The following is a 13,162-nucleotide window of genomic DNA, read 5'->3' on the forward strand; positions in this document are numbered from 1 at the left end:
TAAACAAATCATCTTGATTGATTTGTTTGAAGGTCTAAGCTATGGACAGCAGCATCTAAAGCAACTGCGCGAGACCATCACCCATTTAGCCAGCATTTTTGTATACGGCAAGACCAACTGGCTCAAAGCCAAGTTATTTGATGAGCACAAGATATCAGACTTGGCTTTTGTGGCCAGTAAAGTGGACTCCGCGCCCCTATCACAACAAGAAAACCTCTACCATTTATTAGAAGATGTGACCAGAGGGGCTCGTAAGGTATTAGGTGATCAACCAGTGAAGTTTAAGCATTTTCTGCTCTCCGCTATCCGGTCCGCTGAAAATGACACGGTTGATGATGACAAAGCGATTTATTTTTACAATGACCAACAGCAAATGATGAAAAAGTCTTTTAACCAACCGATTCCCTCAGCGATCCAAGGGATCTCTGATGACCAAAGCTTTTTAATACTCAAAAATTATCCGGGGCCCGATTATCTCGCTGACATGCAAAATGCACAGGGAATTGATACGCTACTCAACTTCATGCTGGAGGAAAGTTAAATGCAACATCTCGCCACAGAAGAACCGGTTTTTCGACAATCGCAACAACCCAATCCCACCGCACCCCTGACGTCGGAGCGTGCCACCACACAAGAGAGGGCAACACCAACAGCCCCAGCAGAACCGGTTGAGGCCTTAGCAAGTGAGCAGCCCGTTGAGTGCGATATGGCACAGGTGCGCAAACCGACACCCAAGACGCAAACCGACATAACCACCGAACAGGCCGTCGTTAAGGGTTCCTCTTCAAGCTGGCTGCATTGGGGTAGCGCCTTGCTGATAGGTCTATTGCTGCTTTTAACACTGGGCATGTATTCGGCCGCGCAAAGCATTTACCAGGCCTGGTTGCTGTCAGCACCGATTGGCGGTGCGCTGGCTTTGCTATTGCTGGTATTTATCGGGCTGGTGGGATTTCTGTCATTCAGGGAAATACAATCCTATCGACGCATCACAAAAATAGATCACCAGCAAACAGCGTATGAGCGCATACAAACGAGCCAAGACAAACAGGCCTGGTTGGCCTTTTACCAATCCAACCAACAAGCCCAAGATAGTCTTGCGGCGCGCGTTGCGCACCATCAGTTTTTTAGCAAAATTAAGCCTCACCATACACTCGAGCAGATACAAGACCTCTATCAGGATCAAGTCACCCAACCACTCAAAACGCTGGCACGAAAAGAAGTCAAAAAACAAATGCTCGCCAGTGCGGCCATCAGTGGACTAAGCCCCAATGCGTTTTTTCAAACCCTTGCCCTACTCTGGTTGCATTTGTCTATGGTGCGCCGTGTTGCCCAAATTTATGGTTTGCGCCCAGGGCTCATTGGCCAATTGCGTTTAGCCAAGATGGCATTCAATGCCATGGTTATCCTTAGTCTAACCGACATGGCCAGTGACACACTGATGAGTGAGCTATTTGGTCAGGGTGTGCTGGCTAAAGTCAGTGCCCAATCGGCCGAGGCCATGGTCAGTGCGCGCCTTACCTACCGTTTGGGTGAGGGCTTGATCGAGATATTGTGGGTAGAAAAAAAACAACCTGAAAAAGCGAGTTAGGTCTAAATACTTGACTTAACTGTTTTTTCAACGTCTATGAGACTATCGGACTAAAGCCAATAGGCTGCCAACAAGCTTGATTGGCTATTTCCTCGTCAAATAGCGAGGTTCTCATCGAAATTGAACAAAACCTGACCTGACTATTTTCGCTTCGACCAGTTTAGTCCAACAGGCCCCCCTAGCCAAGTATAATACACTAACTCATTTTTAATCATTATCACGCGAAAGAATAAAAAAAGTTTTAGATGACCGCAGGTAAATTGCTAATTGGGGTGTTAATTGGATAAACCCTCTCAAAACCTGCTTTAATTTCGTTTACTAAAGAGCGGTCCTCTTCTTGCTTGGACAACTCATTTATCAGACTAAACATTTCTCTGCGGATAAACAATGGATCGAATTTACCGCCCGCATCTACACGCTCAAGTTGGCTTAAAGAAAGAGCCAAATCCATTGCTAACTTATAGTTGGTAAGGGCTGAATAAGGCCTGAAGCCATAAACCTTCACCCCATACATGGACACGCCCTTATTTATATCTGCTCCTGCTTCAAGGTAAGCTCGGATGCCCAATTTAATAGTTGATGATATGGCTTCGGGCGTTGTGTTAGCGTTTTGGACATGAGAAGCAAATGCGGTGGCGGAAATAGTTGCAGCCAGACCTACAAAACTAACTTTTGTATTCCCTAAGTAGTTAATTAAGGCGGGAGCCTGGGTTTTATAACGACAAAGATTGTCAGCTATCTTGTAGGCCATTTCACCCCAAATAACTGGATTACGAATGTCTTCTCGGTTACTCAGCTCAAGACAGTAGTGGGCTAAATCTAGCCGAAAATCAAACAGCTGTTCTTCTTCAAAGCTATTTCGCATACGCTCAACTAGCGTATAGGCTTCATTGTCTAAACCATCACTGATCAGTTTTTTTAATTCTACTCGTTGTGCTTCGTATTTGCGAAGTGCGATGATATTTATCGTAAAATCACGAATTTTCAATCCGGCACGAATAAATAGTAACCCGGACAATGCTTCTGCGGCATTTATTGATACTAAACTCATAGCAGTAGACTTGGAAACGCCTTGAGAAACTAGCCATCCATATACCTCACCGCTACCGCTTGGCAGGTAAGGAACTCCATGTGGCGTCCAAAAATCTCGCAACCAAACATGATTGAACCATTCCGCTGCCCCAGTTAGACCATACTCTTGATAGAGGCTAGTCATGGCCTCCAAATCATGCCCATGATGAAGACGGTGCGCCCATCCGCCCGAAATGGTTGAGTCAGGCACCCTATCCATCCAGCTACTAATTTCTTTTGCTTCAGCGGGATTAAAATGGTTTCTAATAAACTCTTGTAGTGGACCCTTGTCATTATCCATTACTGCACGCGTTAGTCTCGTAATTTCAGTCGCGTTAGTTAGCACACCTGTGGCTGCTAAAAAGTTTATAATCGCGCCTTTTACATGATAGGGCGTTGTCCTTTGCTGCATAAGGATAAGTGGGTTTGAAGATTCACGAAGTATTTGAATATCGTCACTATCAAATGGTTTCATTTTGCCTAAGCGTTCTTTCATGTTCATAAGGGTTCAACTCTTATCATCTTTGAGATACTCAAAATAAGCCTTTGCTTCTGACTTCAACGGCTCTTCTAGTTCATCAGCATCGTATACATTCCTTCTCAATGAAATATGTCCGCCGGCTTCGGACATATTGCGCATTACGTTTAAATGCTTGTCACGTGCATCTAGCCATTTTTGCAGATCTGAAGATGGGTTCATAAGTTATACCTCTATTAAAAATTACATTGTAGATAGCCAGCAACATTTAATTATGAATTACAAACTACCTTATATGATTTTTGTTGTATTACGCGAAACATTATCTTAGCAGGTTTGAACAATACTAGGCATTATTGACCGATGTAATTCATGAAAACTAATTTTCTACATCAATAAGGCGCCACCAATCTGCTTCACATTGGAACAGCTTTTGGCGTTCTGCCAAATTATGCTATCAAGTATGGTGGTTCTGGGCAATATTGTCGATTACGCTTCCACCCGCAGTTTTTTCTTACCGCGAGACATCTGAGATGAATTTGGATTCAAGGATATTTTAGAGGTTATCAATTTCCAATTTTTGGCTGCAAATCTTCTTCTTAATATGGCAACAGGTTCGGCTAAAAAAAGCAGGGCGATATTAGAATTTTCTTTGGCTGTTGGCTAGGTTTCAATTGTAAGCGTCCGACCGTGCCCATACTTTACAGCACAGGCCTCATCGCCTAACATACGTCCATGTTGATTAAGTGGTGTTTAGGTTTCTGGAAGGGGCTTCCAGTCTCGACCTGGTAGGAGTAGATGAAGGTCTTTATTTTTGGTGGTGGGTAAGCGTTTAAGGGTATCGCTTAACCAATGGGCGGGGTTTAAGTTGTTCGCTATTGCGCTGGCAAGTAATGAAAAGATGGATTTTTGGCGCTTGCCGGCTGACTCGGATCCGATAAACAACCAGTTCTTGCGTCTCAGTGCAATGGGGCGAATCGCATTCTCAGCGGGGGGGTTATCAATAGGCAGTGAGCCCAGATCAACATAACGCACCAGTGTCTCCCAGCGTTTGAGTGTGTGCTTGATGGCCTTGTCCACATCCGAGCCTTTGGCCACATCCGTGCTGCCTGTGGTGAGTAAGGTATAGAGTTGATCGAGCACAGGGCGGGCGTATTGCTGAGCGACAACGTTAGTATGATGAAAAGCTTGACGCTCAAGGCTAAACTTGAATCACTGGGTAATCACGCACAGGAGGTTTTTAAAAGCAGGCAAAGACGCAAGACCCCACACGTTGGAGCACTAATGTGTGCGACTGTGCTCCGATAGCCGCTGTGACGATAAATCCAGATAATCTTGACACAGTAAATGGATGAAAAACTCGACAAACATCTTGACAAACACCTAAATGATGAAGTTACTTACTAATTCGAATTGCTTTCCAACCCCATTCAGATCTTTTTTTATTGAAATTTAGAATCGCGACTCCTTCTACAAAACTACCATCCTCGATATCATATTGTCTCACGAGATGAGCTGGTATAAAAACCCCACAATCCGTAAAACCTAAATTTGAATCCTTTACCCTTACATCAGAGTAAAAGCTTTTTAATATTGATGCTGGAGGGGACTCGTTCGTTCTTTTGGGCTGTAATGCTTTATATTGAGCACCATTTTTGTTGATAAATTGAGTTATAAAGAGGGATATTGAATCGCCTTCATGAAACTTGTCGTTAATATCCGAAAAACGAATAACACCATCGATTTCACGGTTTAACAAAAAGTGAAGCAGTTTCTTTTCATGATTAACATGATCCACGACACCAACTCTCTCTTGAAAGATATCCCATTGCTCACCGGATTCTCGATACTCAATCTTATAAGCCTGAAATCGGCCATTGGCATCATATTCGCCTTTAATCTCTACAGGCATTCCGACCCTTTCATCATTAAAAGTAAGATTGGTATCGGGAATAGTAATTTCTTTCGGAATGTCACCTGTTTCTATATATAGTTTTCGCTTCACTTGATTTGGCTTGTTTTTCAGGCTAAATGTTTCACCTAAAATGCCATTAATCCATGGTAGGTCATGGTATAGAAGTTCTTCAGCACTAGATGCATATTTTAAATACAACTCTTTATTAGAAAGACTAGCTTTAGTGCTGGAGTACCAAGGGAAATTTTGAAACTGTGCTAATTTATCAGGTATTTTTTGACCATGTTGCGTTTTATATTGGATGATTTCCTCTAGCTCATGCTTTGCCTCTTCAAGTTCACTTTTCCGAATAAGCCTTTCTGCTAGCTTGATCTTAACCTTGCTAATGTATTTGAGATCTTTTGAGCATAGTAGTGCTTTGCAGTAGCAAGAAAATTCTAATTCAGTAGAAATAGAATGATGAATCTCTCCCAATAAATCCCACGTCCAAAAGTCATTTGGTTTATTTTTGACGACTTCGATGCCGAATTTTACAGCTTCTTTAGATCTACCAAGTGCAGTTAGCACTCGAGCATAGTTTAGCTTTAGCCATATATTCTCTGAATAAAATTCAATTGATGACCTTAAATATGGTTCAAAATATTTTAGTTCTTCCAATTGTTGCTTATTAACCGCATGCTTAGAGGCATGTAGAACGACTTTCTCAACGAGTGATGGAAGTGATTTTCCATCCTCGGTTTCATATCGTTCATAATCTTCAGCTCTAAAATTTTTTAAATCCCACATCCTTGCAAATACAGACATGTCTAATTTATCGTCTTGTGCTAGCTTATCAGCAATACTCAGAAAGCTAGAATGAAGCATGGAAGGTTTTTCTATATTAAGTTTAAGATAACGACTCAAAAAGTTTTTAACTGCACCAACATTTGGCGGCTCTTGCTTTTGAAAGTGACTGGCTAACCGGTAATATTCCCAGCCAAGAGAAGTTTGCACATCCAAAGAGCTCTCACCATTATTCAGCAAATTTTCATAAATTTGGATCGCTTCTTGATGTTTTCCAGTTTTACTTAATTGTCGTGCCTGAGTAATTTGTTGGCTATTGGGGTTTGCTATCCATAAGGCATAATTACGACTTTTAAAAAGCACTTCATCAGATTCATCAATTTCTAGTGCCTCTAGACTTGACTTTAATCCAGATACATTTTGCCATTGGTTTTTTTCAACTTCTCGTTTTATCAAGTCGATAAGAACCCAAGCGAATGCCTTAATATCCCAGTCCGATCGATTTGGGTTTTGAATCAGTCTCAATCCGATTTGGTATGCTTCATCTAGCATCCCCGCTTTTCTCTTAGCAAAAACTAACTGACTATTTTCTTGATTAGGAGAACAGAGTTGTAAAGCATAGTTTTTCTGATTGGTTAAAATTTCATCACTGCTGACATCAATACTTTCAAGCTGCTTTTTAAAATATTGTAAATTTTGATTCTGTTGATTTTTGGAATCGCGCTTTACTAAGTCAATGACACACCAAGCAAAAGCCTTTAAATCCCATTCATCCCTATTAGGGTCGTTCATTAGCTCACAAGCCATTTTATAAGCTTCATTAAGGCTTCCAGATTTTCTTAGAGCAAATACTTCTTTAGCTGTACTCATGAGCCGAGTCCATTAATTATCAAATCATCAACTTCTTGAATAAAAGTACCAGAATTGCATAAATTTTTGACTGGACCACATGAACTAAAAATAAATTTTTTATTGAAGTAAATATCAAACACAGCAACTTCAATAGAGCGACTAAAGGTTAAGCGAATGTTCCATTGCTGTTCAATGAGATCACTTAAAAGAATGCTTTTCTTTGAAGCCAAGTCCTGGATTCGTTGTAATAACTCATCAATAAAGTCTTTATCTGATTTGAGTATATTGCTAGTTTTACTAGAATGTACTGGCACAATTACGGAATTTTTTAGCGGTGATAATAAATTTTTGACTTGATTACTTAACTCTGATGAATGGGGCGTATTTAAGTGGGTAATTTTCTTTTTACCGTTATAACCAATATCAATTCTAGAAATTTCATTTCCTTTTTCAAAAAAATAAGACTCCATATATTGATTGTGATTTACGCTCTGTATTTGTATACCTGTACCTGAAATTAGATTTTGAACTCTGTTTAATATTTCAATGGCGAAAGTGTTGGATGGCACAATTCCAAATGTTTGAGCTAAAGATACATTCAAGTTATTTTCACTTGTCGGTTCTGTAAATACTGACGTCGAATTTACTGATGGGCTGTTCATTATAGGTTCTACTTGGCCAGTAAAGCTTGGATCAGCAATTCTTTTAATTCCAGAACCAATCTTGAGATTAGGAGGGTCAAGCAAATAGAGTTTTTCAGATGTACGCGTCATTGCTGTATAAAGCCAACGAAAGTAACTTTCATTAAGTTGGCTTTGGGTCGTGCTGCATTTAACAAAAACGTTCTTCCATTCACTACCTTGAGCTTTATGGCAAGTAATTGCATAACCAAACTTTATTCGCATAGCATTAAAATAAGGATCGGAGCGGAGTGCACCTTTAAATTCTTCCGTTCCGCTCCTTAGTTCAGGATGACGAATACAAAAATCAATATAAAGAGCTTTACGCTCATCAGAGCTTAATTCACATTGATCACTGTAAAGTAAATTTTCAATAATCTTAGTTTCAAAGCGATGAACCTTGCCTTTATGGTCTCTAAAAGCAACATATAAATGTTGGAAATACAGGATAACTTGCCAAGCCTTCACTAAACCATTTTTTTGGCGCTCCCTGAGAGTAATGGCTCTCTCTTCAGGTCCTGAAAGGATATCTAGCACCATACCAAAATCACCATTGGATATAAATAGACCATGATCTTTGTTGTTTTGAACAGCCATAATTTTGTCACCAACAGCCAATTTGGGTACAGTGACTTCTTGCAAAGCTTTGCTTGCCAAATCACTCGGTTCAATGAATTTATAAATAGCTTTTTCACAATTAGGGAAAAAATATTCGCGCACTCTTTGGTTATAGGCATACACCTCTGCGTTTGAGTATGCGATGATAATTGAATCTTTATTTATTTTTTTGTGACAACTTTCGAGGTAAGTATCAATTAAATTATCGTATCCAACTGAATCAATATCATTTTTCGAAAAATCTATGACCAATTGATTAAATCTACCTCTTTTCAGACTATCCCTTAAGTTTATAGAGTTTTGCATTACACCACTATCAGATTTTTGACGAACAACATCCGTTAACTCAAACTCGGTACCTTGAATATTGAAATTTTGAGATAAATAGCTTAAGTCCAACGCTGGTGAAAACTTCATCTTAACAGGGGGAAGCTGGGCATTATCTCCGATAAAAATAATTTTTTTACGGTGATCATTGTGATCTAAATTGACATACTCTAAAAAATCTTGAAGTAAGTAGCCTGATCCAAATCTAAAGAATTCTTCCTCTTGATACTGATTAGAGACCATAGAGGCTTCATCCACTATATAAACTGTATCCACAGCATCCGTATTTACAGCCAGCTTTGTATAGAATTTATAGGTTTCCGAACCATCTAAATCCTGTTGCTTATATTCTTCAATATCTTTAAATGAGTATATGGTTTTATGGATAGTGTAAGCATCTGATTCAGTTTTTTGCGCAATAACCCTCGATGCCTTTCCTGTAGGAGCTGCAAGGATGTAATTACGCCTAGTGGCCCGAAAATACTCGGTAAGACCTTTGGTAATAAAGGTTTTACCTGTACCAGCATAACCTTTAAGAAGAAATACACCTTGCTGACGATTCGTTAAAAAATCAGAAAGATGGTTTACAAGATCTGCTTGTCCAGTCGTTAACTCATAAGTAGCAAAAGCGTCATGTAAAGTAATTAAGTCTTGTGTATTTTGAGACTCAAGATCAAAAGAGATTGCAGCAGTATGCGAGGAAGTTTTGAATGCTTCTAATCTAGCAGGCTCTGCCTCTTTCTTTAGTTCATTGATTTTTTGCTGAGCTGCTTTTTCTGAAGTCTCCAGTCTCTGAAGTTCAGTGTTTAACTCTCTTAAACGATCTGCTAGTTGATCTTGTGTTTTGATTAGTTGGTCAACATCATGAGGTTTTTTGGGTACCTGATAAATAGGGTATTCTTCAAAATAAGAACCGCTGAAGGTTTTATAAATCCATTGCCCTAGTAAATAGGCATCCTTATGTAAAACTAGCGCATCCTCGACAGAAACAGGTTTTCCGTGTGCCGCTTTATTACCGATTATTCTAATGGCATGTAACTTGGCTAAGATTTCTTCATTTACAATTTCAGTAAATATTGGCGACTTTATTTTTTCAAAAAAACCATCATTTTTATCACAAGTTAAATTCAACTCACGATATAAAATGCCCACTAATGTTTCTGCATAGCAACGCAGTTTTACAATTGCTGCATGAGGATCAGAATGAACATATGATGATGCAAAACTAGCATGTTCGTATAGTTGATACCAACGAGATTGTAGAGCAGAAAAGTTTAAATCAACTTGCATGTAACCCACCTTAAATAATATCTCTTATAAATGTGTCCATTGCTATTAGACCCGTTCAGGATTAAAAAATTTATTCTTTTATAATTTTGCGTTAACTTTGCTTTTTTATGTACAAAGAAGTTTTGAAAATAGAGCGGCCTTGGGTTGCAAATTTTACAATCTTTATAAATCATATATACCTGCTCTAATTTACTCTAAACCTTTTAACTGCCAGACCACAGTTAATCGCTCATTCTTCGCTTTATTTCTTCAAATGCCGCGTTAATTGCTTGCATTTTTTCGGTAGCAGTTTTGATTTGCGCATCATCCAGCCCTTTGCTATGCATAAAATCCGGGTGATATTGTTTTACCAGTTGCCTATAGGCTTGTTTAACAATGGCGAAATCATCTTCTTCAGAACACCCTAATACCTCGTAAGGGTCTTTTTGATAGCTTGATTGATTAACCCGCCCATTGACCTGTTCAAATAACTGCTCAATCTGCTGTTTGTTAAATGCCAAGTGCTCGCCAATCTGGAACAGCATAGTTTTGGTTTTGTCAGACAAGCCGTCAATGGAGGCAAATGCAATAATCTGCAAAAATGCAGCGGTACGGACTTCAATGCCAGCTTGGCTCAGCGCATAGCAGTAATACGAAATCGGCTTATCGTCTTTTTTCGCTTGATTCGCCAAAGCAAAGAGTTTTTGCTTGATTTGATCAACCAGTGTCGCATTCAATCCCGCCTGCAACATCGCATTTGCAATCGATTTAATCGTGTCGCTCATATACTCGATTTCGAGCTCACTGATTTTTCCATCACTGGCGGCGATCTTTGCCATTAAGGCGATAATCTCTTCGGGAATACTCAAGCGTGCCTTAGCGTATTTATTCGATGCAAAGTTACGATACGCCTCTTCAAAGTTTTGACTGTTCTTAACCGACCGATAGGCATCCACGCCGACACCTAGCGTTTTACGTGTACCTTTAAACAACCAACCAAACAGCTTTACCAAGATAAAAACAGCGATTAACAGAAGATATTTTATGAATTTCATTAGTTATGATCTCTCAACAAACACATCTTCTTTGGAACGTTTACGCTCTTCCACCTCGCGTATAACCGGCCACTTTAAAAACGCAAAAACCCATATCATCACAAACCCTACCAATGGAATAATGGCTAGCAATGAAAACCAACCGGAGTATCCGGCCTTGTTTAAAATCTTCAGAAAGAAAATGAAGCTTATTACAATAGACGCAATCCAAATTAGGCCTTCCATTATTCAGCAACCCCTTTTTCAACATCCCAGCTAGATAAGGCTAATACACCCAGCGCGACCAGCAAGCCAAAGAAAGGAATAAACAGCCACAACGCATTCCATGGAGACAACCCTGCTCTTTTAAACGCAACCCAAAAAGGCACCATTAATAACACGGCCAACATAAAACCTTTCATCAGCCCCATAAAAACTTCTAACTCCGGTGTCGTTTCCATGCACCACTCCTTCAATTAACTTATTAAGATAAATTTGAAAGTCTCTTAATATCGGTAAGTTTAAATTGCATTAAAACAAATTCACTAGTATCGAGTTCGTACACTTGTGCAATCGCGGCTATTCTATTAAAATCATTTTGTCTGTAAGCTTCTGACTGTAATCGAGCAACATGAACATCTTCAATCGCTGAACCATCTGCTTGTCTGATATCCAATATTTAACCCTTCCAAAAAACCCGCTATCGAGGCATCGATATAACCTGACCTTGGATCAAAGCCAAACAAGCCATAGGCTATACCAACAAAAGCGCCTAAAACTCAACCGTTGTAAGCAAGGTCGGCGCATAGTTTTTGAGGGCTTGGTTTTGTCGACCGGCAATAGCCCAAATAAAAAGAACGAACAAGATAAACGAAAAGCTGAGTAAAATCGGATCACTCAGTATGGCAGAATAAGGGTTGTACGCAATATCAGTTGTGGTTGTGTCCATGCTTTTCCTTTAAAAAATGCCGTTTACATTTTGTGTTGAGTACCTATTCGATACATCTAAAAGATACCCTTTTTTTGCCTGTGTTTAGTTGGCGCTGCTTGAAGCCACTACGGCCTTACATAAAGCACGCCCTGCCTAAAGTGCTAAGATTATCCATTTCAAAAACAAATTCTAGCACATTGAATGTGACTAAATAAGCACTAGGTGTGTATTTCCTACTCCGTAATAAAATTTATACGGTTTTTAACAATCTAAAATCAATGCCAAACCATCGATTAACCGGCCATTCAGTGATTCACGGTCTAACTCAATTGTTAAATTAAAGACCTTCAGATGGTTGTGATTTGAACATCACTCAATGCTATGCTTTTAGCTGTGAACATATATCAGGCGTGTTTGAACACTCGTTTAGTTGAGAGCGCTAGATTGCGATAGCGTTAAGTTATTGGCAGCTATTCAACATAATGTGGTTCATCGTTGCCATAACTTTAGAGGGCTGAAGTGTTTCAAATCCATAGTCATGCCGAGCGAAGACTAAAGAGCGTTTTAATGTTGATGGCAAAACGATTCTTGAAATGATTGAACAGTTAAAAATACATCCCGCTTAAAGGCAATGGCGTGGATTGTGTTGGTCGTAAATGTCGTCAAGCGAAATGCCATTCGCAAATGGCTTGTTTTCGATTAGCTGGCCAGCCTAACATAACCCGCACCCGCCTTTTGGCATTAGCGCCGAGTATGCGTGTTTATCCAGCTTCTTACATAATGTTCAGTTTCAGGGGCGGCTTGTTTGTTACAGACTAGGCGAACTTGGTCGAGCTCCAACCGGTTATCGTGTGTAATCTCGATTCCAATTGTTGCGCGTTCGGGTTGAAGTAGTCGATAGACTAGGTAGCGCCCTTCTACAATGCGTTGATCGTAACTGGCGATGCAGTGATGCATCTGTTTGCCTTCGATCACGAGTTCATAATGGCTTTGGATGTATTCGATGTCATCGGTCGGCGGTATGAGAGGCGCAGGGTAAATCCGTTCGCGTTGAATATTGGCTTGTTGCTGATTGATGATTTCAGCGAGTTGGTCATGGATAGTGTTGATTTGTGCGATATGGGTTGAGGTTTTGAGGATCTGGCCATACTGAGGGTAATTGAGTTGTTGTGCCATGTAGAAGGCATCAAGAGTGTGTTTTAGCTGTGTACGTGTGATGTGTGGGCCGGTTTGTTGGAGCAGTTTGAATTGCAATATAGTCGCGTCTTGCATAATCAGTCGGATGCGCATTGGGTCAAAATAAGGAATGTGGCCGTGTTTTTTATCGTTATAAAAGCTTCTGGTGTAGAGCTGTTGAATCAGCTCAATATCGCGTTGTGAGAATTTGTGATCCGAGTGGTATTTGCTGAGCAAGTGAACCGTGGCATTGTTTTGTGGGAGCTGATAAAGCCCCACGATGGTTTTACGTTTAGCGCTAAACCATGGCCAGACCTGGTCGGGTTCGAGCTGGTGGGATTTGGCATAGTCCATAATCATCCACAGCAGTGTCGGTGCGCTCAGTAGCAGTTGGCAGGCGGCTTCACTGCGGCTCACAAACCACAGTGCGCTGAAGGTAT

The 13,162-nt window shown here is 40.3% G+C and carries 12 protein-coding genes and 1 pseudogene; 2 read left to right on the forward strand and 11 right to left on the reverse strand.

All coding sequences use genetic code 11. The features are described from left to right. Together NA59_RS11340 and NA59_RS11345 are read left to right on the forward strand one after the other, a co-directional pair. Positions 1-541 (forward strand): YcjX family protein (locus NA59_RS11340; RefSeq protein WP_044412664.1); only part of this gene is annotated, 541 nt, incomplete at its 5' end. Next, a complete protein-coding gene (locus NA59_RS11345) occupies positions 542-1,588 on the forward strand; it encodes a YcjF family protein (RefSeq protein ID WP_044412666.1) in 1,047 nt (348 codons plus the stop codon). Between the two features lie 241 nt (positions 1,589-1,829). On the opposite strand, the gene NA59_RS11350 is transcribed toward NA59_RS11345, so the two are convergent. The 11 genes and pseudogenes from NA59_RS11350 to NA59_RS11395 all read right to left on the reverse strand — a co-directional run. Continuing rightward, the gene (locus NA59_RS11350) at positions 1,830-3,161 is read right to left on the reverse strand and encodes a hypothetical protein (RefSeq protein ID WP_044412668.1); all 1,332 of its coding nucleotides are present in this window, start codon (positions 3,159-3,161) and stop codon (positions 1,830-1,832) included. Between the two features lie 6 nt (positions 3,162-3,167). Continuing rightward, complete coding sequence (locus NA59_RS11355) at positions 3,168-3,359, reverse strand: hypothetical protein (protein ID WP_044412670.1); 192 nt, start codon at positions 3,357-3,359, stop codon at positions 3,168-3,170. A 531-nt stretch (positions 3,360-3,890) separates the two neighbouring features. Next, positions 3,891-4,082 (reverse strand): transposase domain-containing protein, encoded by a 192-nt coding sequence (locus NA59_RS15715; protein WP_269763848.1) that lies wholly within the window; start codon positions 4,080-4,082, stop codon positions 3,891-3,893. Then, positions 4,065-4,307, reverse strand: a pseudogene (locus tag NA59_RS15720) (IS66 family transposase); the annotation flags it as partial. The pseudogene NA59_RS15720 and the gene NA59_RS15715, both read right to left, overlap by 18 nt. A 226-nt stretch (positions 4,308-4,533) precedes the next feature. Continuing rightward, positions 4,534-6,705 (reverse strand): DUF7017 domain-containing protein, encoded by a 2,172-nt coding sequence (locus NA59_RS11365; RefSeq protein ID WP_052501643.1) that lies wholly within the window; start codon positions 6,703-6,705, stop codon positions 4,534-4,536. After that, on the reverse strand, positions 6,702-9,602 hold the full coding sequence (locus NA59_RS14845; RefSeq protein ID WP_044412672.1) for an ATP-dependent DNA helicase: 2,901 nt from the start codon (positions 9,600-9,602) through the stop codon (positions 6,702-6,704). The genes NA59_RS11365 and NA59_RS14845 overlap by 4 nt, the downstream gene beginning before the upstream one ends. 221 nt (positions 9,603-9,823) lie before the next feature. Beyond that, complete coding sequence (locus NA59_RS11375; RefSeq protein WP_044412674.1) at positions 9,824-10,636, reverse strand: DnaJ domain-containing protein; 813 nt, start codon at positions 10,634-10,636, stop codon at positions 9,824-9,826. Between the two features lie 224 nt (positions 10,637-10,860). Continuing rightward, positions 10,861-11,076 carry a hypothetical protein gene (locus NA59_RS11385; protein ID WP_052501644.1) on the reverse strand — a complete coding sequence of 72 codons (216 nt, stop codon included), beginning with the start codon at positions 11,074-11,076 and terminating at the stop codon, positions 10,861-10,863. Positions 11,077-11,099: 23 nt separating this feature from the next. Then, positions 11,100-11,291, reverse strand: coding sequence for a hypothetical protein (locus NA59_RS11390; protein WP_044412678.1), 192 nt, complete (start codon positions 11,289-11,291; stop codon positions 11,100-11,102). 96 nt (positions 11,292-11,387) lie between these two features. After that, positions 11,388-11,564, reverse strand: coding sequence for a hypothetical protein (locus tag NA59_RS15155; protein WP_157792608.1), 177 nt, complete (start codon positions 11,562-11,564; stop codon positions 11,388-11,390). A 723-nt stretch (positions 11,565-12,287) separates the two neighbouring features. Then, on the reverse strand, positions 12,288-13,162 hold an 875-nt coding region (locus tag NA59_RS11395), incomplete at its 5' end, for a PcfJ domain-containing protein (RefSeq protein WP_232504085.1).

This window comes from Thiomicrospira microaerophila (assembly GCF_000934765.1).
GTDB classification, from domain to species: Bacteria; Pseudomonadota; Gammaproteobacteria; order Thiomicrospirales; family Thiomicrospiraceae; genus Thiomicrospira; species Thiomicrospira microaerophila.